At 62.7% G+C, this 19,746-nt stretch carries 20 protein-coding genes; 8 read left to right on the top strand and 12 right to left on the bottom strand.

Features of this window, described 5'->3' with window-relative positions; translation table 11 throughout:
• Positions 1 to 65 precede the first annotated feature (65 nt).
• From ACKTSM_RS04245 to ACKTSM_RS04230, 4 genes are read right to left on the bottom strand one after another with little or no spacing between them, the layout of a single operon-like run.
• Positions 66 to 467 carry an ACT domain-containing protein gene (locus ACKTSM_RS04245; protein ID WP_407875886.1) on the bottom strand — a complete coding sequence of 134 codons (402 nt, stop codon included), beginning with the start codon at positions 465 to 467 and terminating at the stop codon, positions 66 to 68.
• On the bottom strand, positions 464 to 1,765 hold the full coding sequence (gene hslU, locus ACKTSM_RS04240; protein ID WP_407875885.1) for an ATP-dependent protease ATPase subunit HslU: 1,302 nt from the start codon (positions 1,763 to 1,765) through the stop codon (positions 464 to 466). Before hslU ends, ACKTSM_RS04245 begins: the two co-directional genes overlap by 4 nt.
• Positions 1,766 to 1,781: 16 nt before the next feature.
• Positions 1,782 to 2,342 carry an ATP-dependent protease subunit HslV gene (gene hslV, locus ACKTSM_RS04235; RefSeq protein ID WP_407875884.1) on the bottom strand — a complete coding sequence of 187 codons (561 nt, stop codon included), beginning with the start codon at positions 2,340 to 2,342 and terminating at the stop codon, positions 1,782 to 1,784.
• A 57-nt stretch (positions 2,343 to 2,399) separates the two neighbouring features.
• The gene (locus tag ACKTSM_RS04230) at positions 2,400 to 2,837 is read right to left on the bottom strand and encodes an outer membrane protein assembly factor BamE (RefSeq protein ID WP_407875883.1); all 438 of its coding nucleotides are present in this window, start codon (positions 2,835 to 2,837) and stop codon (positions 2,400 to 2,402) included.
• A gap of 254 nt (positions 2,838 to 3,091) precedes the next feature.
• Between ACKTSM_RS04230 and ACKTSM_RS04225 the strand changes: the two genes are divergently transcribed.
• Positions 3,092 to 3,622, top strand: coding sequence for a ubiquinol-cytochrome C chaperone family protein (locus ACKTSM_RS04225; protein WP_407875882.1), 531 nt, complete (start codon positions 3,092 to 3,094; stop codon positions 3,620 to 3,622).
• On the top strand, positions 3,619 to 4,164 hold the full coding sequence (locus tag ACKTSM_RS04220; protein ID WP_407875881.1) for a YceD family protein: 546 nt from the start codon (positions 3,619 to 3,621) through the stop codon (positions 4,162 to 4,164). Before ACKTSM_RS04225 ends, ACKTSM_RS04220 begins: the two co-directional genes overlap by 4 nt.
• Before the next feature lie 70 nt (positions 4,165 to 4,234).
• Here ACKTSM_RS04220 and ssb read toward each other — a convergent pair whose 3' ends face one another.
• From ssb to ACKTSM_RS04205, 3 genes are all read right to left on the bottom strand, one after another.
• Positions 4,235 to 4,771, bottom strand: a complete 537-nt coding sequence (gene ssb / locus ACKTSM_RS04215; protein ID WP_407875880.1) for a single-stranded DNA-binding protein — start codon at positions 4,769 to 4,771, stop codon at positions 4,235 to 4,237.
• Positions 4,772 to 4,896: 125 nt separating this feature from the next.
• The gene (locus tag ACKTSM_RS04210) at positions 4,897 to 5,595 is read right to left on the bottom strand and encodes a COQ9 family protein (RefSeq protein WP_407875879.1); all 699 of its coding nucleotides are present in this window, start codon (positions 5,593 to 5,595) and stop codon (positions 4,897 to 4,899) included.
• Positions 5,596 to 5,599: 4 nt separating this feature from the next.
• Positions 5,600 to 6,181: an ankyrin repeat domain-containing protein gene (locus ACKTSM_RS04205; protein WP_407875878.1), complete on the bottom strand. Its 582-nt coding sequence runs from the start codon at positions 6,179 to 6,181 to the stop codon at positions 5,600 to 5,602.
• A 147-nt stretch (positions 6,182 to 6,328) separates the two neighbouring features.
• On the opposite strand from ACKTSM_RS04205, the gene ACKTSM_RS04200 reads away from it, so the two are divergent.
• From ACKTSM_RS04200 to ACKTSM_RS04175, 6 genes are all read left to right on the top strand, one after another.
• Positions 6,329 to 6,934, top strand: coding sequence for an SCO family protein (locus ACKTSM_RS04200; protein WP_407875877.1), 606 nt, complete (start codon positions 6,329 to 6,331; stop codon positions 6,932 to 6,934).
• Positions 6,922 to 7,395, top strand: a complete 474-nt coding sequence (locus ACKTSM_RS04195; protein ID WP_407875876.1) for a YcgN family cysteine cluster protein — start codon at positions 6,922 to 6,924, stop codon at positions 7,393 to 7,395. The genes ACKTSM_RS04200 and ACKTSM_RS04195 overlap by 13 nt, the downstream gene beginning before the upstream one ends.
• On the top strand, positions 7,392 to 8,126 hold the full coding sequence (locus tag ACKTSM_RS04190) for a M48 family metallopeptidase (RefSeq protein ID WP_407875875.1): 735 nt from the start codon (positions 7,392 to 7,394) through the stop codon (positions 8,124 to 8,126). The genes ACKTSM_RS04195 and ACKTSM_RS04190 overlap by 4 nt, the downstream gene beginning before the upstream one ends.
• An 86-nt stretch (positions 8,127 to 8,212) precedes the next feature.
• The gene (locus ACKTSM_RS04185) at positions 8,213 to 8,692 is read left to right on the top strand and encodes a hypothetical protein (protein ID WP_407875874.1); all 480 of its coding nucleotides are present in this window, start codon (positions 8,213 to 8,215) and stop codon (positions 8,690 to 8,692) included.
• Positions 8,693 to 8,721: 29 nt separating this feature from the next.
• Positions 8,722 to 9,684: a bifunctional diaminohydroxyphosphoribosylaminopyrimidine deaminase/5-amino-6-(5-phosphoribosylamino)uracil reductase RibD gene (gene ribD, locus ACKTSM_RS04180; RefSeq protein WP_407875873.1), complete on the top strand. Its 963-nt coding sequence runs from the start codon at positions 8,722 to 8,724 to the stop codon at positions 9,682 to 9,684.
• A 33-nt stretch (positions 9,685 to 9,717) separates the two neighbouring features.
• Positions 9,718 to 10,341 (top strand): riboflavin synthase, encoded by a 624-nt coding sequence (locus ACKTSM_RS04175; RefSeq protein ID WP_407875872.1) that lies wholly within the window; start codon positions 9,718 to 9,720, stop codon positions 10,339 to 10,341.
• A gap of 99 nt (positions 10,342 to 10,440) precedes the next feature.
• On the opposite strand, the gene ACKTSM_RS04170 is transcribed toward ACKTSM_RS04175, so the two are convergent.
• The 5 genes from ACKTSM_RS04170 to ACKTSM_RS04150 all read right to left on the bottom strand — a co-directional run bounded on the left by ACKTSM_RS04170 (position 10,441) and on the right by ACKTSM_RS04150 (position 19,451).
• Positions 10,441 to 11,337, bottom strand: coding sequence for an OmpA family protein (locus tag ACKTSM_RS04170; RefSeq protein WP_407875871.1), 897 nt, complete (start codon positions 11,335 to 11,337; stop codon positions 10,441 to 10,443).
• Between the two features lie 368 nt (positions 11,338 to 11,705).
• Positions 11,706 to 13,412, bottom strand: a complete 1,707-nt coding sequence (locus ACKTSM_RS04165; protein ID WP_407875870.1) for a beta strand repeat-containing protein — start codon at positions 13,410 to 13,412, stop codon at positions 11,706 to 11,708.
• Between the two features lie 90 nt (positions 13,413 to 13,502).
• Positions 13,503 to 15,200 (bottom strand): beta strand repeat-containing protein, encoded by a 1,698-nt coding sequence (locus ACKTSM_RS04160; protein WP_407875869.1) that lies wholly within the window; start codon positions 15,198 to 15,200, stop codon positions 13,503 to 13,505.
• Positions 15,201 to 15,496: 296 nt separating this feature from the next.
• Positions 15,497 to 18,769: a type ISP restriction/modification enzyme gene (locus tag ACKTSM_RS04155; protein ID WP_407875868.1), complete on the bottom strand. Its 3,273-nt coding sequence runs from the start codon at positions 18,767 to 18,769 to the stop codon at positions 15,497 to 15,499.
• Positions 18,770 to 18,887: 118 nt separating this feature from the next.
• The gene (locus tag ACKTSM_RS04150; protein ID WP_407875867.1) at positions 18,888 to 19,451 is read right to left on the bottom strand and encodes a hypothetical protein; all 564 of its coding nucleotides are present in this window, start codon (positions 19,449 to 19,451) and stop codon (positions 18,888 to 18,890) included.
• Between the last annotated feature and the right edge of the window lie 295 nt (positions 19,452 to 19,746).

Below are 19,746 nucleotides of genomic sequence, written 5' to 3'. Positions count from 1 at the left end.
GTTAGAGCGTGCAGATGGAGCGGTTTCAAGCGGCCAGCGTCCCCCAGCCTGCCAAGGCACGAAATTTATCGACGCGCGTCGTCGCTAAGCTTTTCCAATGCGGCCAGCGCCTCCTCGCGGCGATGCCACTGCACGAAGAGGTGATCGTGATGGAAGGCGGCGATGACATTGCAGGCGATGCCCAGTTCGGCGAGCCGGGTCGCCACCGCCGCGGTCAGTCCCACCGCTTCGAGATCGGAATGCACGGCGAGCGTGATGCGCGCGAACTGGGCCGCCTTGTCTTGGCCGTCGGCCTTAAGGACGCAGGTCAGCCCTTCGTCCTCATAGACCAGCGCGAACATTTGTTCGTGCCTCGCGGCGAATTCCTGCTCTCCCAAGCCCGTGAGAAAGACATAAGGTTCGCGCGCAAGAACAGGCTCCAGCCCGGCCAGCATTCCTTGTAGGTCGCTGACCGGGCCCGGGATCACAGGATGTATTTCGACAGGTCGGAATTGCCGGCCAGATCGCTCAAGCGTTCGCGCACATAGGCCGCATCGATCGTTATGGACTCGTTCTCGTGGTCCTCGGCCTCGAAGCTGATTTCCTCGAGCAGCTTTTCCATCACCGTCTGAAGACGCCGCGCGCCGATGTTCTCGACGCTCTCATTGACGCTCGCGGCGATGCTCGCAACCTCGTCGATGGCATCGTCGCGGATGTCGAGCGCGACCTTTTCGGTGCCGAGCAACGCCTTGTACTGCTCGACCAGGTTGGCGCGGGTCTCCGACAGGATGCGCACGAAGTCCTCGTGGGTGAGAGCGCGCAATTCGACCCGGATCGGCAGGCGGCCCTGCAATTCGGGCAACATGTCCGAAGGCTTGGCGACGTGGAACGCGCCGCTGGCGATGAACAATACGTGGTCGGTCTTCATCGGGCCGTATTTGGTCGCGACCGTGGTTCCCTCGATCAGCGGCAGAAGGTCGCGCTGCACGCCTTCGCGGCTGACACTCCCGCCGCGCACGTCGCTGACCGCGATCTTGTCAATCTCGTCGAGGAAAACGATCCCGTTGGTCTCGGCATTGCGAAGCGCGGTGCGCGCGACATCATCGTCATCGAGACGTTTGTCGGCTTCCTCGTCGACCAGCTTGTCCCAGGCTTCGGGCACGCGCAGCTTCTGCTTCTTGGTCTTTGCGCGGCCGAACGCCTTGCCCATCATTTCGGAAAGATCGATCATTTGCATGTTGCCGCCCATGTTCCCCATGTCGAAGGGGGTGCTGGGCGTGTCGGCGACATCGATCTCGACCTCGACCTCGTTCATTGCGTTCTGGACGATCCGCTGGCGGAAGCTCTCGCGCGTGGCTTCCGAGGCGTTGTCTCCGACCAGCGCGGTGAGCAGGCGCTCCATCGCCGCCTCGGACGCGGCCTCGCGCACGCTTTCGCGGCGGCGCTCTTTCTCCAGCCGGATCGCTTCCTCGACTAGGTCGCGGGCAATCTGTTCGACATCGCGCCCGACATAGCCGACCTCGGTGAACTTGGTCGCCTCGACCTTGACGAAGGGCGCCTCGGCCAGTTTCGCCAGGCGGCGGCTGATCTCGGTCTTGCCGCAGCCGGTCGGGCCGATCATCAGGATGTTCTTGGGCGTGACCTCGTCTCGCAGTTCGGGGCCGAGCCGCTGGCGCCGCCAGCGATTGCGCAGCGCCACGGCAACCGCGCGCTTGGCATCCTTCTGGCCGATAATATGCTCGTCCAGTGCGGCGACGATCGCCTTGGGGGTGAGGTTGTCGGTCATGAAATTCCTGAAATTTTCAGACCGTCTCGACGGTCAGATTGCCATTTGTGAAGACGCAGATATCGGCCGCGACCGCCATTGCCCTGGTCGCGATCTTCTGGGCGTCCTCCTCGTAATCGGCGAGCGCACGGGCAGCGGCGAGCGCGTAATTGCCGCCCGAACCGATCGCCGCGATTCCGCCTTCGGGTTCAAGCACGTCACCATTGCCAGTGAGCACCAGCAACGTGTCCTTGTCGGCGACGATCATCAGGGCTTCGAGATTGCGCAGATATTTGTCGGTGCGCCAGTCCTTGGCCAGTTCCACCGCAGCGCGCATCAGCTGGCCCGAATATTGTTCGAGCTTCTTTTCGAGCCGTTCGAATAGCGTGAAGGCATCGGCGGTGGCCCCGGCAAAGCCGGCGATGACCTTGTCACCTTCACCGATCCGACGGACCTTGCGGGCATTGGGCTTCATCACGGTGTTGCCCATCGACACCTGTCCGTCGCCCGCGATGACGGTCGTGCCGCCACGCTTGACGCCGATGATGGTGGTCCCGTGCCACTGGGTCAGCTCGTGGCTGTCATTTGCATTGGTCATGGCGAGCGATATGGGCGCTCAGCCAACAGGGTCAAGCTTGAGCGCGGCGCGCTACGCCTATTGCGCGCCGGTCCCCGGTCCGGCCGCACCGACCTGGCCGATATTGCCGAACAGGTCTTCGAGGAAGGTGCGCTCGCGGCCCAGCGTCGGGGTCTCGTCTCCTTCGGGCTGGAGGAAGACGACCTCTTCCATGCCCTGCCTCTCGACGCTGGCGACATTGCCGGCCTCGTCGAACTTGACCGCGAGGACCGCGTGCTGGCGAATCCGCGGACGCACGAAGGGACGGCGACCGGTGATGCTGGAGATATAGTACCAGGTGTCCTCGCCATACTGGCTCTGGAAGGTCGGACGACCCAGCGTCCCCTCGACCGAACGGCGGTTGTCGATCCCCGGCTGGACCGACGAGACCAGCGCCGCATCGACCACATAGCCGCGCGATTCGCGGATCGAGGAACACGCGCCCAGCGCGAGCACCGCCACGCCAAGGGCTGCCATTTTGACAAACCGGCCATTTGCCGAACCATTCAAAAGCATCTTGCCAGCCAGATCCCGTTCTCGTCTCTTGCCGCCCGCAACGGGCGACCTATATCGCAATTGCACGTTGATGAGCGCCTTACGGCGTGATTGTCAGCCTTGCAACGCCGCTCGCCCAATTCGCTGGGGTCTGCGGCGTGAATTGCGCCTGAATGTCCGCCCCGGGACGCGCGCCGCGCACATTCGCGCTGCCAATCGATAGGAAGCACTGGCCCATGTCGTTTTTCTCCCGCCTGATCGGCACCGCGCCAGACCCGCGCGAAGCGGTACGCCCGCTGTGGCACCGCGTCGTCGAGCTCGCGCGCGATCGTGAATATTATGCCGAGTGCCAGGTGGCCGATACGGTGGCGGGTCGGTTCGACCTAATCACCGCGGTGCTGTGCGTGGTGATGGTCCGCGTCGAGGCCAGCGACATGCGCGCCGAAAGCGCTCTGCTTGCCGAGCTGTTCGTCGAGGACATGGACGGCCAATTGCGCGAATTCGGGGTGAACGATGTCGTGGTGGGCAAGCGCGTGGGCAAGCTGATGAGCGTGCTTGGCGGAAGGCTCGGCGCCTATCGCGGCGCCCTGGCCGATGGCGACCGCGAACGGCTGGTCGGCGCGGTGGCGCGCAACATCACCTTTGCCGAGGGCGCCGACGAGCAGCAGGGCGCGCGCTGCGTCGCTCACAGGCTGCTTGCGCTTGCCGAACGGCTCGGGACGATCAGCGACGAAACACTTATCAAAGCAGGGAGCCTCGAGGCATGAGCCCGGAGAATTGTGAACTGTCGCGCCGATACAAGACCAAGGGACTGCCTGCGGAGCCGGTCGTCATCGAGGCCGATGCGGGCGAACGTGCCGCGCTTGCCGGGCGTTTCGGCCTACCGGGTATTGATTCGCTGCGCGCGGTGATTGCGCTTGAGCCGCGCGGCTCCGCGATTCGCGCGACCGGCACGCTCGATGCGGCAATCCGCCAGGCCTGCGCCGTTTCGGGCGAGGAATTCCCGGCCAATATCGCCGAGGTGATCGACCTGCGCTTCATCGAGGAGGGGGACACCGCCGCCGCGCCCACAGTTGACGAGGACGGCGAGATCGAGATCGAGCTCGATGCGGACGATTGCGACGAGATCGAGTTTTCGGGCGAGAGCTTCGATCTTGGCGAAGCGGTTGCCCAGACGCTCGGCCTCGCAATCGATCCCTATGCCGAAGGTCCCGGGGCCGACGAGGCCCGGCGCAAGGCAGGCATCGCCGCCGAGGGCGAGCAGGACGGGCCGCTCGCAGCAATGCTCAAGGACTTCAAGCCCGACTGAAACGAAACGGCGCGCGAGCGGGCCATCCCCGCGCGCGCGCGCCGTGTTCATGGCCTTTGCAGGCTGTCGATCAAAACGGAATGTCGTCGTCGAGATCGTCGTAGCCGCCGCCCTGGCTGCCGCCGCCCGAACCACCGCCGTTCTGGCCGCCGCTGCCCGAGCCGCCACCGCCTTGGTTCCAGCCGCCGCCCTGGCCGCCGCCACCGCCGCCGCCATAACCGCCGCCCGAACGGCCACCGCCGCCCTGGCCGCCGCCTGCGCCGTCGAGCATGGTCAGCGTGCCGTTGAAACCGCGCAGCACGACCTCGGTCGAATAACGGTCATTGCCCGACTGGTCCTGCCATTTGCGGGTCTGGAGCTGGCCCTCGATGAAGACCTTCGAGCCCTTCTTGAGGTAATTCTCGGCGACATTGACGAGCCCTTCGGAGAAGATCGCCACGGTGTGCCACTCGGTGCGTTCCTGGCGCTCGCCGGTGTTGCGATCCTTCCAGGTCTCGGTCGTGGCGACGCGCAGATTGCAGACCTTGCCCCCGTTCTGGAACGAGCGGACTTCGGGGTCTGCCCCCAGATTGCCGATCAGCATGACCTTGTTGAGCGAACCCGCCATCAAAAATTCCTTCCTGCCAAATGGGTGCGCGGCGCCCTGGCCGCGATTCTTGCCGTGGTCATAGGACAGCGAGCCGTCACTTGCGAGATCGCAGAGGCGTTATCCACGCCCGGCTCGGGCCGGTCCTAGCGAGAAGGGTAGCGCAAGCGCCCGAGAAAGCGGGTGAGGCTCGGCAGTTCGTAGTCGCGGCTGGTCAGCTGGTGCTTGAACTTCTCGAACTTCATCACGTCGTCGATCCGGCGTTCGAGAAAGGCGTGGGTGTCGGCCTTGCCCTCGCTGTCATCGTTGACGAACACAGCGAGCGTTGCCGAGTAGATCCCGGCGAGGATCGCGCGCTTGGTATAGTGGTTGTAATCGGTCGCAACGTCGCCTGCGAGCCGCCACATGATATCGGCCGAGCGCCAGCCCAGCTTGAGGCTGCGCGCGGCGTTCTGCGGCATTGCCATGATTGCCATGGCGCGGCGCACCCCCTCGTCTATCGGCGCGACCGCTTCGAGCCGGAAGGCGACCAGTGTGCGGATGCGTTCGCGGATCTTGAGCTCGGCCAGCCTTTCGGGAGGCCACGCCTCTTCCATCGCCAGGTCGACCGAGGCGATCCAGGCATCGATCATGTCCATCGCCTGGCCGGTGCCGGGCTTACGCGGAAAGGCCAGCCGGAGGATATCGGGGTCTGCGCCCGCCATTTCGGCGGCGGTCACCAGCGCGGTCTCGTTCCACCCGTCGAAGATCGCCGATGCGGCGATCTCGGGGGCGAGCGCAATCCGCAGCTCGTCGAGCGTCATGTCGGCATAATCGGGCGCGGCAGAGGCGTGTGCGGTGTCCATGCTGCTAGAAAGACGGTCCGTATTGCTCTTGGGTTCCCCGGTTCTCGCGCGCCGCGTCGGCAGCGGCGAATTCGCGTTCGAGCAGCGTGTTGCCGTTCATCAGCGCCAGGTAATCGCGCGCCGAGCGTCCCGAATTGTCATTGCGGTCAGGATCGGCGCCTTCGGCCAGCAGCCGGCGAACGAGCGCAACATTGCGCTGGTGGACCGCCGCGATCAGCGGAGTTTCGCCCTGGCTGTCGGCGACATCGACCTGTGCACCGCGCTTGAGAAGTTCCTCTACGCCTTCGACAAAGCCCAGCCGGGTGGCGAGCTGGAGCGGCGTGAGACCGTCATTGTTGCGGATATTCGGGTTGGCCCCGCGCTGAAGCAGGAATCGCACCCACAAGGTGTCGCGCCGCGCGGTGACGAGATGCAGCCCGGTATTGCCCGAGGTCAGGTCGCGGGCATTGACCACCTGCGTGCCCGGCTCGTTGAGCATGGCGGTGGCGGTGTCGCCGTCGCGTTCCTCGACCGCTTCGAGGAACTTGTAACCGTCCGAATAGACCTGCGCGCCTGCCGGGGAAAGCGCGGCAATGGCAACCGTCATTGCCGCCATTGCACTGGCAATCCGCGATCGAAGACCTAATTTGCGCAAAACAGCAGAGCCCACGCTTTGAACCTTTCGTATATCCTGTCACACTTTGTCGAGGACGCGCCCCGGGGGCCGTCCTTGCTGCGAGGCAATTAGCAGACCATGAACATTCGCGCCATCTTCCCTTCGACAAGCCTTCTTGCAAGCTGTGCACTTGCCCTTGCCGCGTGCAGCAGCGAAGCACCCGCGCCGGTCGATCCGCCGCTCGCCGGCGCCGCGATTGGGGGCGATTTCACCCTGACCGCCGCCGACGGCAGCGAGGTCAGCTGGAGCGATTTCGACGGGCAGTACCGGATCATCTATTTCGGCTATGCCTATTGCCCCGATGCCTGCCCCACCGATGTCCAGCGCACCATGCAGGGCTTTTCCCAATACGCCGAAAAACATCCCGACAAGGCCGCGAACATCCAGCCGATCTTCGTCTCGGTCGATCCCGAACGCGACACGCCCGAAGTGATCGAGCAGTTCACTAACGCCTTTTCCGAGCGGCTGATCGGGCTGACCGGTAGCGAGGACCAGATCGCCGATGCCGCGTCCAAGTTCGGGGTCTTCTACGTCAAGCTCGAGCCCAATGAGAGCGGCGCCTACCTGATGGACCATTCGCGCATCGCCTTCCTGTTCGGCCCCGACGGCGCTCCGATCACCATGCTCCCGCACGACAAGGGTGCCGATGCGGTCACCCGAGAACTCGAAACATGGGTGAGCTGAGGGAGAACTTCTGGACGCTGCCGCTAGCGCAGCTCACCCGTGCCGAGTGGGAGGCGCTGTGCGATGGATGCGGGCGCTGCTGCCTGCACAAGATCGAGGATGCCGATACCGGCGCCATCGCCGACACCAATGTCGCGTGCAAGCTGCTCGACACCGGCACCGCGCAATGCCGCGACTACCGCAACCGCAAGGCCTTCGTCCCCGATTGCCTGCGGCTGACCTTCGCCATCGTCGAGGACGTGCCATGGCTGCCCTCGACCTGCGCCTATCGCCTCCGCGCGGCGGGGCGCGACCTGCCGCACTGGCACTATTTGCTGACTGGCGACCGCGACGACGTGCACCGCGCCGGGGTCTCGGTGGCCGGGCGGGTGGTGAGCGAGGACGAGGCTGGACCGCTCGAACACCATATCGTCGAATGGAGCGCGCCACAGCGCGACCTCGAGGAAGAGAGCGGCGCGTGATCGACTGGCTCAAGCGCGCCGATCTCAAGGGGGCGACCGAGCCCGAGATCGCGCTCAATGGCGCCACCGTTCCGATCGTCCTGCGCCGCCACAAGACCGCAAGGCGGCTGACCCTGCGGCTTGCTCCCGATGGCAGCGCGGTTCGGATCACGCTTCCCGCATGGGCGCGCCCGGCCGAGGCGATCGCCTTTGCCCATGCCCGACGCGAATGGCTTGAGGAACAGCACGCCAAGATACCGCAAAGGCGCAGCACCGGCCCGGGGAGCGAAGTGCTCTATCGCGGCGAAGGGCTCGCGATCGAGTGGGACGCGAAACTCCCGCGCAAGCCTTCCCTGGCAGACGGAGCGATCCGCCTTGGCGGCCCGAGCGATTCGGTCGAGAAACGGGTCGCCCGCTGGCTCGAGACCGAGGCGCTACGATTGTTTCGCCAGGACGCGGCCGATTACACCGCCGCCGCAAGACTCGAGCCGGTTCCGGTCGCGATTTCGCGCGCGCAAAGACGATGGGGAAGCTGCTCGGACAAGGAACGGATCCGGATCAACTGGCGGCTGGTGCAAGCGCCCGATTTCGTGCGCCGCTCGGTGGTCGCGCATGAGGTCGCGCATCTCGTCCATTTCGATCACAGCCCCGCCTTCCACGCTCTGCTCGGTGAGATTTACGAAGGCGAGATCGCCCGCGCCGATCGCTGGCTGAAACAGCACGGGCGCAGCCTCTACGCCGCATTCGGCTGAACGCGCCGGACGGAGCGCCGGGGCCGCTTGCAGACAAAGGCTGGTTTCGTTCAGGTGACGACCCTATATTGCCAGCCATCATGGGCATGTTCGCCAAATCTCGCTTTAATCCGGCCCCCGGCGCGGTCGATTTCTGGAACGAATTCCGGAAACCCAACCCCTATCGCTGGCCGATTCTCGCGGTCTCGGCCCTGCCCCTGGCAGTGATCTTCTACTGGCTCTCGACCGAGACGGTCTACAAGACGCCCGAACGCCCGCGCGTGACCTACATCACCACTTTTGATCCTGAGCGGACCGACAACGAGATCATTCAGTCCAATCTCGAAAACCAGGAATTGAAGGAATTGCGCGAACAGGCCGAGGCCGATCTGGCTGCCCGCAAGCGCGAGATCTACAAGGCGCTGGGTGCAGGGATCGGCATGGATGTCGAGGAGATCGAACGCCGCGCGGAGGAAGAGCGCGCCGCCGAGGCCGCTGCCGAGGAAGCACGCCGCGCAGAGATGTTCGGCCGCCCCCCCTCAGGCGAAAGCGGCGCAGAAACGTCAAGCGAAAGCACCGCGCCATAGCAGCGCTCGGGGTCAGCGACGCCGACTGGATGGCCGCCGCGGCGCGCTATGCCAGCCGCGCCCGCCCCCTGTCGCGGCCCAATCCCGGGGTCGCAGCGCTACTGGTGCGCGAAGGCCGCGTGATCGCGCGCGGGCTTACGCAGCCGGGCGGGCGGCCCCATGCCGAGGCAGTCGCGCTGGAGGAAGCCATGGCGCGTGGCGGCGCGCGCGGCGCAGTACTCTATGTCACGCTCGAACCGTGCGCGCACACATCGCCGCGCGGGCCCGCTTGTGCCGACCTCGTCAGCAAGTCCGGACTGTCGCGGGTGGTGATCGGGGTCAGCGATCCCGACCCGCGCACCGTGGGTAAAGGCGCCGAACGGATCGCGCAGGCGGGCATCGCGGTCACCACGCTCGACAGCGAGGATGTGCGCGCCAGCCTTGCCGGCTATCTGGCCCGAGCTCGGCTGGGGCGACCGCATGTCACGCTCAAGCTCGCCACCAGCCTCGATGGGTGCATCGCGCTCGCCGACGGGACGAGCCGCTGGATCACCGGAGAGGCTGCGCGCGCTCATGTCCATTCTCGCCGGGCATTGGCCGATGCGATCCTCGTGGGCGGAGGTACCTGGCGCGCTGACCGGCCACGGCTCGACGTGCGACTCGACGGGCTCGAGGATCGCAGTCCCGACCGCGTGCTTCTGACTCGCGGAGTCGCGCCCGATGGGGTGCGCGTGATCAACCGGCCCGAACAAATCGCCGCGCTCGACACCGTGCAGCACCTCTACGTCGAAGGCGGCGCGGTGGCGGCAGCGAGCTTTCTCCAACGCGACCTCGTCGACGAACTGCACCTCTACCGCGCCCCGATCGTCATCGGCGACGGACAGCGCAGCCTTTCAGGGCTTGGCCTCAACCGGCTCAAGGACGCGCATGGCCGCTGGCGCGCCTGCGAGATGCGCCGGCTTGGCAGCGATGTGTTTGAACGATACGAGCGGGTCCGCGATCTGCCGCGATGATGCGGCGGGACAAAAGCGACAGGAAATACGCCCATGTTCACAGGGATTGTCACCGCGATCGGAACGATCGAAAGCGTCGCGAAGCGCGGCGACCTGCGCGCGCGGATCACCGCCCCGCTCGACCCCGAACGGATCGATATCGGCGCTTCGATCGCGTGTTCGGGCGTGTGCCTGACGGTCGTTGATCGCGGCGGCTCGACAGGCGATGCGTGGTTCGCGGTCGACGTGTCGGGCGAGACGGTGGCGCGCACGCGCCCCGGCATATGGGACGAGGGCACCCGCCTCAATATCGAACCCTCTCTGCGCATGGGCGACGAATTGGGCGGACATATCGTCACCGGCCATGTCGATGCGGTGGGCGAGGTCGTGCTGGCCGAACTCGATGGCGGCAGCCTCAGGCTCGCGGTGCGCGCGCGGCCCGAACTGGCGCCCTTCATTGCGGAGAAAGGGTCTGTCACGCTCGACGGCGTGTCGCTGACCGTCAACGACGTGCGCGACCGGCGCGATGGATCGTGCGATTTCCTGCTCAACATCATCCCGCACACGAGCGAGGTGACAACGCTCGGTTCGCTCGCACAGGGCGACAAGGTCAATATCGAGATCGACGTGCTCGCACGCTATCTCAAGCGGATGCAGGGGCTTACCGCGCGGGCCTGATCCTTCAGCTCCGGACGCAGCCTGTCACCGCCAAGAAAAAGGGCGAGCCCTGCAAAGGCCCGCCCCTTTCTTTTTTGAACGCTTTCGCTGCGTGGGCGCTCAAAGCCCGTCGACGCTTTTCGAGACCAGCACGTTGACCGCGACGCGGCGGTTCTGCGCCTTGCCATATTCGGTCTCGTTGTCAGCAACAGGGTCGCTTTCGGCCATGCCCGCGGGACGGAGCATGCGATAGGGCGCCCAGCCGCACTGCTGCTGGAGATAGTTGACCACACGCTCGGCGCGCTCGTCGCTCAGCCGTTGGTTGATTTCGTAACTGCCGGTCGAATCGGTGTAGCCGACCACCAGCAGGAGCGCGTTGTCGGTCGCTTCGGCCTGCTGGGCGACCCGGCACAGCTCGGCGCGCGCACGCGGCGACAGATCCGAGCGGCCCGTGTCGAAATAGACATTGGTGGTCGCGCGGATGTTGTACTTGTCGATATCGCCGAACCGGCCGCGCAGGGCCTCGGTCGCTTCGGTGTTTTCCTCGATCGCGGCCTCGTTGGCGGCAAAGCGCGCCGAGGTGCCCGAACGAATCATTTCGGCGGTTTCGAGGTCATCGTCGGAAAAGCGGATATCGGCGGCCACAAGGCCCCCGTCCCACTGACGCGTCTCAATCTCAACCGGAAGGCCGTTGAGAAGCGCGTCGATACCGAGCGTTTCGCGGCCCAGGCCAAGAAAGCCGCCGCGTGCGCGGATGCGGGTCTGTTCGGTCACGGTCAGAACGTGCGAGGTACCGTCGGTCGCGGTCACCCGCACACGGTTGCCTTCGCGCGCGGAGATGAAGCCCTCGACATCGGGGCCTTCGAGCATCTCTTCCATCGCAGGCGGCTGCGGGGCGTAGACGGTGGTGAGGACTTCGCCCTGGGCGCCGGTTTCCTGGGCGGACACGGCCAGGGCAGGGCTTGCCAGCATGGCGGCAAGCACCAGCGACTTGGAAGCGGTGGAAAGAACGGTCATCGGGTACTCCTGAATTCATCGTCGCCCGGCCGCTTCGCCCCGCAGATGGTGCGGGCGGGCCAGCAAGGGGCCCATAGCGGCAAAAGGGGCAGGGGGAACCCCCGCGTGGTGCAGGGACAGGTCACCGGGTGACGGCTGGCAGATTGCATCAGGATGAACGGCGCGCACGCGAAGGCGCATCAAACAGCCGGGCAGAGCCGTTGTTGCGGCGAATTGATGCGGTGCGAGACAGCGCGATGCGAAATCGGCGGGGCTGCACGGTTTGCAGTCACATTTGCAGATACACGAAGGCCGCGGAAAGCCATGAAGCTTCCCGCGGCCCGTGACCCCGGCCCGTTCGGGCGGGCACAGGGTTCCCCCCTTTTGGCTCAGTTCTGGTTGACCGTCGCGGTGTTGTTCGAACCGATCTGGCTCACCGACGAGGTCGCCATCGCACCCGTCTGAGTGACAGTCGCGGAGTTGAGCGAGCCATCCTGCAGGATCGAGCTGCCATTCATCAGCCCGCTCTGGTTGAGGATGGCATCGTTGTCACTGCCCGACTGGGTCATGGTCGAAGTGCCATTATCGCCGTCCTGGTTGACGTCGGCGAAATTGTTGAGCCCGCCGGCATTCTGAGTGACCGTCGATCCGTTGCCATTGCCGATCTGGTCGATGAAGGCGACGTCGAGATCGCCTTCCTGCGTCACGGTCGAGCCGTTCGAGGAACTGCTCTGCGTGACATCGGCATCGCCGTTCGTGCCATTCTGCGTGACGAACGAATTGTGGCTCTCACCCGTCTGGCTGACATTGGCATCGTTGTTCGAACCCGCCTGGTCCACGTCCGAGAATTGGTTAAACAGGCTCTGGTTGACCAGCGCGACGTTGTTAGAACCGCCCTGCGTGCCGAACGAATTGCCGAAGGTGCCGGACTGGTTGACGGTGAAATTGCCGGTGTCGCCCGGCTGATCGATATTAGCGATGTTGTCATCACCCGACTGGTTGATCGATGCGGTGTTGTTGTTACCGCCACCGTTGGGAACGCCCTGGTTAAGAACGAAGGCATCGTTGCGGCTGCCCGACTGGTCGATCGTCGAGGTGTTGTTGGCCGTCGGCTGATAGACGTCGGCCTCATTGTCGTCGCCCGTCTGGGTGACGAGGCTCGTGTTGTTGTCATCGAACGGGCCGATCGCGCCAAACCCCTGCCGCACGATCGCGCTGTTGCCCGAACCGTCCTGGTCGATCGTGCTGCTGTGGTTGAGCGAGAAGTCGCCCTGCGTCAGCGAGGCGGTGTTGCCCGTGTCCGACTGGTCGATCAGGCTCGTGCTGTTGCCTCCATCCTGGATCGAGGTAGCGGAGTTGCCGTCGGCCGACTGGTTGTGCGTCGCCGAATTGTTGTTGTACGGCCCATTCGCCCCGAAATCCTGGCGGATCGTGCTCGTGTTGAGGCTCGCCGTCTGGTTGACGTCAGCGGTGTTGCCGGCGCCTCGCTGATCGACATCCGAAATGTTGCTGTCGCCCAGCTGCAGCACGTCGGCCGCATTGTTGTTGCCCGACTGGTCGATCGTCGAATTGTTGTCGAGACCGTCCTGGATCACGCCGTTGTCGAGCCCGTCAAAGGCGAGGCCGATACGGTTTGAAGTGCCCGACTGGTTGATGGTGCTCATATTCCCATCGCCGTTCTGATGCACTTCCAAGCTGTTGTCGGTGCCCGACTGGGTGACGGTCGAGGACGCGGAGCCGGAGAACTGGTCGATCTCGACATCCATGTCAGGCCCGCCCGACTGGTCCACGTCGCTGAACGCCCCGTCGCCGCCCTGGAAGACATCGACGCGGTTGCGGTTGGCCGCATCGACGCCGTTGCCGTCCTGCGTGACGTCGGAGGTCGAGTTGGCGCCCGCCTGGGTCACGGTGGTCTCGTTGTCCGACGACGCGGCGCCCTGCGTGACGGTGGAGCCGTTGTTCGATCCGGTCTGGTCGACCGTCACGACGTTGTCGGTGCCGCCCTGGTTCACGGTGCTGGTATTACTCTGAGCGATGGCGGGTGCGGCGATCGCGAGTGCGACGACCGATGCCCCGGTGTAGATGAGATGTTTCATTGATATTCCCCCAAAAAATGCAAATTCGTGCGAATTGATGTGCGCTTGCAGGTGCGAGGGGCCGAGGCCCGTCGCACCCGTTCGCAATCGTCAGTTCTGGTTGACCGTGACCGAGCCGTTCACGCCGGTCTGGGTGACGTTGGAGACATCGCCCATGCTCGACTGGTTGACCGTCGCGACATTGCTGTCACCGCTCTGGGTGATGTAGCTCTCGTTGAATGTCCCGCTCTGGTTGAGCGTGGCGTTCTGCGTGAGGTCCGACTGGGTCAGCTCGGAAATGCCATCGCTACCGCTCTGGTTGACGGTAGCGACATTGTTCACGCCGCTCGCCGTTTGGGTCAGCGTCGACTGGTTGCGATCGCCGATCTGGGTGATGAAGGCGCGATCATTGTCACCCGACTGCGTGCCGTTCGAGATACCGTCATTTCCGTTCTGAGTCGAAGTCAAAAACGAACTGCCGAAGGTGGTACCATTGGTACTGACGCCATCCTGCGTATAGTTCGCAATATTGTTATCGCCGTTCTGGCTCGAACTGATTTGCGCCAGCGCACCAGTCGGTGAAGTTTGAGACTGGGTCGTGGTCAGCGAGTTGTTCTGGCCGTTCTGTGAGCCAAAAGTGTAGGTTTCGTCGCCTGACTGGTTGACTGTCAGGCTATTGCCCAGGTTTCGTTGGAAGAATTGAACGAAGGACGACGAGCCGGTTTGATCGATGTCTGCAAACTGGCCGCTTCCAGACTGTTCGAGATCGACAACAGGCGCAGACCCATTCGGCAGACCAGACATACTGGTCGGATAGGTCCGAAGCGGGTTGCCATCGCCCGCCTGATCGACCCGCGCCGTGTTGTTGTCACCCGTTTGCTCGATCGCCACACCCGGGCGTTGGCCAGGGAAATTGCTCGACAGGCCAGTCTGATTGACCGTCGCCGATAGGGTCAGGCCCGACTGGTTGATTCGCGCTTGCGCCCCTGTCGCACTTGCCGACTGATCAACGCTGGCGAAATTGTCATCGCCGGATTGATCGATGTCGATGTACTGTAGATCGCCAGCCTGGCCGGCGATTGCGGTTGAATTGTCGGCGTTCTGATCGATATCGATGAGGCCACTGTCAGCACTTTGGTTCGCGGTCGCCGAATTGTTGACCCCGGTCTGGTCGACGGTGGTGTTGTTGTTCGTGCCCGACTGGGTGATGTCCGAACTGTGAAGCCCGCCGGTCTGGTTGACGGTCGCGGTTTCGAAATCGCCCGACTGGGTGATCGTCGATGACTGCCCGTCGCCCGCGTCCTGGTTGGTGGTCGCGACGCCGTCGATCCCCGACTGGAAGATCACGCTGGTGGCGAGTGTCGAGGTCGAGCCCTGGTTCACCGTGGCCTGGCCGCCGGTGCCGGTCTGCTCGATCAGCGCGCCGGTGCCCGAGCCGAGCCCTGCGCCGGTGCCTTCCTGCGTGACGTTCGCGACATTGCTGTCGCCGCCGCCGTTCGACTGGAAGATTTCCGAGTTCATCCCGTTCGAGGACGCGGTCTGCGTGACCGTGGCCTGGTTGTCACCGTCCTGGTCGATGTCGGAAAAGCCACCGTCACCCTCCTGGGTGACCGTCGCCTCGTTCGCGACCGCATCGAGCGGAACGCCGTTCTGGTCGATTTCGGAGCCGTTATTGGTGCCCGGCTGATTGACCGTGGCCTGGTTGTCGGTGCCGGTCTGGTCGACGGTGCTCGAATTGCTTTGCGCCAGCGCCGGAGCGGCGGTGGCGAGCGCGATAATGGACGCACCGGTGATGATGAGATGTTTCACAAATATTCCCCCCTGAAGTTGCCAAACTGCCTGGAAACTGTGTCCCGATCGGCATTGCCCCGATCGGTCCGTACGTTTCCGGGCAGTCAAAACTGCCGGAACCCAGGTCGGATATTAGTGTCCCGACTCGTATCTTTACGTATCGTTAAGGCTGAAACTAACGGCCTAAAGAGTCAAGAAGATTGGAAAAATCGGTGGTGACTCAGTTTCAATTCCACCGACATGGAAACCTTCCGTTGGCGAAAATTTCGGTTGCCGTGCTTCGGTATTAGAATGGAATCCGCACTCAGGCATACCTAGCTGTCGGTCTCCTCGGCAGGCGGCATTTCGATCCCGCGCATTATGCGATCGGTCTCGGCCAGTATCTTGATGATCTTCTGATAGTGGCGGATGTCGTCGTAGCTGAGCTCGCGGCCCTTTCGGTCTTTCAGCCATTTCTGCGCTGGCTGGTATCCGCCGATGGGGAATCCCCATGTCACTTCGGGCACATTGCCAAAGTATTGCCCCTTGTCGCCCTTGCCATTCACGTAGATGCGGCCCGTGCCGTCCGGCTGGAGTTCGAAGCGGGGCTTTTCTACCTTGCTCTTCTCACCTTCCGGAGCTTCGCCATCGAAGGGATAGGGAGTTGCGCCAATTGCTGCGTCCTCCATCAGGTGGAGGCGGCGCAGGGCCTCGCCCCGTTCACTGATGGCGGCGAACACCTCTGGAGAGGGCGGGAAGGGGATGCGGGGGAAATCGATCTTGAGGAATTCGGCGTAGGTCTCGCGATAGGCGGGGCAGTGCAGGACGCCGTAGATGTAGTCGAATACCTTCACTTCATCTGGCCGCGCATCGCCAGTCGCGGCGCGGAATGCGCCGCTTTCCACCATCGCGGGATCGGGCACGCCATGCGGCCCGGTGAGGCCAGCGCGCTCGCGGATTTGCCCGTAGAGCTTGGGGTCAAAATTGACGCGGATCGACTGGTCTAGGTCTTGCTCATCGGGATAGAGGTAGAGTGGGAAATTCGAAGTAATGTCATAACCGCTAAACGCCTTATGTCCTGCGATGCTAGCGCTTGCCAGCGCTCCAAGACCATCTTTGGTCTGCTTTGGCAGCATTATCGCGAGGTTTTTGTGGGCAGCTAGGTGACCCATGACTTCGCCACGCGGCCTGCATTGAAAACCTCGCGATGTTCCCGTGAAATAAGTCCAGCGCGCATCAAAAGGTCGGTAAACAATAGGCACAATTCGATCTTGGCTGAAATTGGCGATGACATCAGTCTTCGCCATTTCCACACTCCAGTCCTGCACATCCCTTCCCAGAGCGTAGCGATCCCGAAGCGTCTCTGCGTCCGTTTGGGTGAAGTCCTGCACCCGATTCCAAAGAGCCTCCTTGTTCATGTCTATCGTGAGGGAGTCACGGGCAGTGACAATCCCAACTGAGTTGACCGGCATAAGGTCTGCGACAGAAAAACCGGTCGAATAAGATGCTTCCACGGCGTAATCGCGCTGCACCATTGGATAGGTTGGCGCTTTCTGCGGCAATGAAGTGGGCATGAGGCTCTTAACGGCGCCCTTCCAAAGCGCTGCGTATTTGCCATCACGTGCTCCCCACAGGTCACCGTGTCGCACTTCCGCCAACGGCTTGGGTTGCTTGCCATCGCGTCTGCTCACAACGGCGATTATGATCGCCACGCCCTGTTGAATGTCGAACACATTCTTGTCGGGAGAACCGTCCGGGCTAACCTCTTTCTTTTTCGAGTTACCGTGCAGGTCGAGCACGTAAATCCGATCAAAGCTGTTCATTAGGTGCCAGCGCATCCCCCGGAACGTGGGGTTGTCTAGATAACCGTGATTGGTGATAAACCCCAGCACGCCCTCGCCGGTCTTGTCGATCATATGCTGAGCCAGCCGGATGAATTTGACGTAGTCGTCATTGATCCACTTGGGGTTCCGCTCTTGCAGCCGCTGCTTGCCGCCGGGTTCCTGCTTGTAATCCTCCATCAGCCCCATGATCCATTCGCCCTTGTTGGCGCTTTCGCCAGAATAGGGCGGGTTTCCGATCACGCACATGATCGGAGTCTGGCGCTTGATGTCGCTCGCCGCCTTAGCTTCCTCGGCAATGGCGCGGGACAGGCCGAACAGGGTCTGGTCCACCCGCTCGCCTTCCTCCAGCGAGTTGGTGAGGTAGACCCCCAGCCGGGGCGGCTTGTCGGACGGTTTGTAGCCCAGCCCGGTCAGGATCATGTCGAGCTTCATGTGGCACATGGCATAGCTAGCCATCAGCAGCTCGAAGCCGTGGATGCGCGGAATCAGATCTTCTTCGACATAGCCGGACCACTGCCCCGGCGCGATCCCCTTCACCCGCTCCGCTACCAGCTTCACCACCTCGGCCAGAAAGGTGCCGGTCCCGGTCGCCGGGTCCAGAATCTGGACGCGGTGAACTTCCTTTTTGACCGTCGCGGGCTTGCCCTTCTTGTCGAGCTGCCCGGTGTCCCAATCGATCGAAACCTTGCTGGTATCGGCCAGCCCTTCGGTCAGCCCGAATTCGGTCTTGAGTACCTCGTCCACCGCGCGAACGATAAAGTTCACCACGGGTTCGGGCGTATACCAGACCCCACGCGCCTTGCGCTTGGCCGGGTTATATTCTGCCAGGAAGTCCTCGTAGAAATGCAGGAACGGATCTTCGCGCTTCGTGACTTTGCCAAAATGGCGCAGCACCTGCTCCATGTTGGTGGCGAGGAACACAGCACACAAATCATCCACCACGCGGCGCAGGCGATCATCTAGGTTCGGTCCGGCGATATAGGTGAACAGCGCGCGCAGAAACGGGTTGGACTTTGGCAAAAGCTCCAGTGCCTCGGTCCGGCTGAAAGTGTCCACCGTCTCGTCGTGCAGGCGCGCGGCGAATAGGCCATAGGCGATGGTTTCGGCGTAGATGTCGGCAAAATCGGCCACGGTGATGTCGTGGATCAGATCGGCCTTAAAAGCCTCATACTGGCCGATCAGGTCGGTTGGCTGATCGCCTGCATCCACGGCCTTCATGTCGGCCACCAGCGCGTTGCCCATGATTTCTTTGATGAGTGCGGCCTTGCCCGCCATCAGTTGCGCCAGCCGCTTGGATGATGTGATGCTGAGCGGGGTGACGCTGACAAACTCTGTCAGCCGCGCTTCAAGCATAGCGAAGGCTTCGGTGCGCGCGGGCATGGTCGGGATCAGGTCGGCGATAGTGACGAAATCAATCACCTCCCCATCGCGTATGAATTCGAAGTCCAGCCCGTTGGTGTAGATCAAATTCGGCAGGCCCTTGCGGTAGCGGTCCTTTTGCGCCTTGCTGTAATCGCCTGTCGCGAACTTCTCGATGTCCTTGCCAATGTCCTTGGCCTCGCACCACCCAATCGAGACATCGCCGCGCTGGAACACGAAATCGGGCGCGCCAACGTCTACAGTCCGCCGGGGTTCATTGATGACCGTAAGGCCGGGATCGATGGACTTGAACAGTCTTTCGAGCGCAGGGCGGAAACTGTGTTCAGTGGTCTGCCCGCTCGCGTAGAGAGTCTTTATTTCTGATAAATATTCAGCGATTTGCATCAGCGCCCCTCCACTTTTCGCTCTGCTATCTGGCAATCGACTAACAGCCAATAGTGTTTCAGAGTCGGGGGCGTCGATTTATTGGGCCGGCTCCGAGACATCGAACTAAATCGATCGCTTAACCGGCTTCGATCGTTACGAACGGCTTGGGCGTCCTCTCAGCCAGCTTGATGCCTAGCCACATCAGGTCGATCATGATGTGACCGACGGCGCCCGCCTCCTCAATTTGCTTTTCGATGTCGCCAATCAACTCGAATGTCGGAGGCGCACTGCTCCATAAAAAGCGGCCCTTTCCTTCGCTCCCGCTGATGCTGAGAGCTACCCTATCCCTCATCTCCATGCGACGTGCGAGTGCAGTAACTTCCTCCATGCTGCCCCTGACATCCACGGCGCCTTTGCCATTGAGAAGAGAAAAGAACAGCACAGTCGACGCACCCAATTCTGCTGAGGACTCGCTGTTTTTGGGAGAAACTCCGAGACCACTTAACTCGTACATGATTGCGATCTGCATAAGCTCGATCGTACTGAACGTGGCTGTGCGACCAGTGATCGGCGGAAGATGCCCGCGCTTGCGCCATACTCTCTGCATATCAACGCCGAGCCCGGTCGTTGTGAACAACTCCGTCGGCGTAAAGTGAGCGTATGCAACCCGTCCAACTGTCTCGACGAACGTCTTCTTCATAACGGTGCCTCGAATATAAGGTTGATGCGGGATGACGGGATAACCACTCGCCGCAGCTCTCCCCAATCATCGGGTCCTACTTCGCCCACAACGAAACGGTCTCTCGAAATCTGCCGAGCAAGCTCGGTCGCTGTGCTCGCAGCGACATCGACCCGCATCGGCTCAGTTGCGCCGCAGAGAAGAAAGTCAAATGTCGCCATAAATTCTCTCTTGATCCTCCGTAACGATTCACTGTATCGGTTATCCGAATCATCGTATCGCTTTCATTGCCAAAGCGCAAGTATGGAGTTCCGAC

It is taken from the genome of Qipengyuania nanhaisediminis, from assembly GCF_045862805.1.
GTDB lineage: Bacteria > Pseudomonadota > Alphaproteobacteria > Sphingomonadales > Sphingomonadaceae > Erythrobacter > Erythrobacter nanhaisediminis_A.
Note: the sequence above shows the minus strand (reverse complement) of the source record. Positions and strands in the feature narration are given on the sequence as shown.

What these genes read in the sequence shown, in the direction of transcription:
- ACKTSM_RS04150 (WP_407875867.1), bottom strand. Translation starts at nt 19,451, where the DNA reads ATGAAGAAGACGTTCGTCGAGACAGTTGGACGGGTTGCATACGCTCAC.
- ACKTSM_RS04170 (WP_407875871.1), bottom strand. Translation starts at nt 11,337, where the DNA reads ATGACCGTTCTTTCCACCGCTTCCAAGTCGCTGGTGCTTGCCGCCATG.
- hslV (WP_407875884.1), bottom strand. Translation starts at nt 2,342, where the DNA reads ATGACCAATGCAAATGACAGCCACGAGCTGACCCAGTGGCACGGGACC.
- ACKTSM_RS04205 (WP_407875878.1), bottom strand. Translation starts at nt 6,181, where the DNA reads ATGACGGTTGCCATTGCCGCGCTTTCCCCGGCAGGCGCGCAGGTCTAT.
- ACKTSM_RS04195 (WP_407875876.1), top strand. Translation starts at nt 6,922, where the DNA reads ATGGGTGAGCTGAGGGAGAACTTCTGGACGCTGCCGCTAGCGCAGCTC.
- ACKTSM_RS04210 (WP_407875879.1), bottom strand. Translation starts at nt 5,595, where the DNA reads ATGGACACCGCACACGCCTCTGCCGCGCCCGATTATGCCGACATGACG.
- ACKTSM_RS04225 (WP_407875882.1), top strand. Translation starts at nt 3,092, where the DNA reads ATGTCGTTTTTCTCCCGCCTGATCGGCACCGCGCCAGACCCGCGCGAA.
- ACKTSM_RS04230 (WP_407875883.1), bottom strand. Translation starts at nt 2,837, where the DNA reads ATGGCAGCCCTTGGCGTGGCGGTGCTCGCGCTGGGCGCGTGTTCCTCG.
- ACKTSM_RS04155 (WP_407875868.1), bottom strand. Translation starts at nt 18,769, where the DNA reads ATGCAAATCGCTGAATATTTATCAGAAATAAAGACTCTCTACGCGAGC.
- ACKTSM_RS04185 (WP_407875874.1), top strand. Translation starts at nt 8,213, where the DNA reads ATGTTCGCCAAATCTCGCTTTAATCCGGCCCCCGGCGCGGTCGATTTC.
- ACKTSM_RS04165 (WP_407875870.1), bottom strand. Translation starts at nt 13,412, where the DNA reads ATGAAACATCTCATCTACACCGGGGCATCGGTCGTCGCACTCGCGATC.
- ACKTSM_RS04220 (WP_407875881.1), top strand. Translation starts at nt 3,619, where the DNA reads ATGAGCCCGGAGAATTGTGAACTGTCGCGCCGATACAAGACCAAGGGA.
- ACKTSM_RS04175 (WP_407875872.1), top strand. Translation starts at nt 9,718, where the DNA reads ATGTTCACAGGGATTGTCACCGCGATCGGAACGATCGAAAGCGTCGCG.
- hslU (WP_407875885.1), bottom strand. Translation starts at nt 1,765, where the DNA reads ATGACCGACAACCTCACCCCCAAGGCGATCGTCGCCGCACTGGACGAG.
- ssb (WP_407875880.1), bottom strand. Translation starts at nt 4,771, where the DNA reads ATGGCGGGTTCGCTCAACAAGGTCATGCTGATCGGCAATCTGGGGGCA.
- ACKTSM_RS04200 (WP_407875877.1), top strand. Translation starts at nt 6,329, where the DNA reads ATGAACATTCGCGCCATCTTCCCTTCGACAAGCCTTCTTGCAAGCTGT.
- ribD (WP_407875873.1), top strand. Translation starts at nt 8,722, where the DNA reads ATGGCCGCCGCGGCGCGCTATGCCAGCCGCGCCCGCCCCCTGTCGCGG.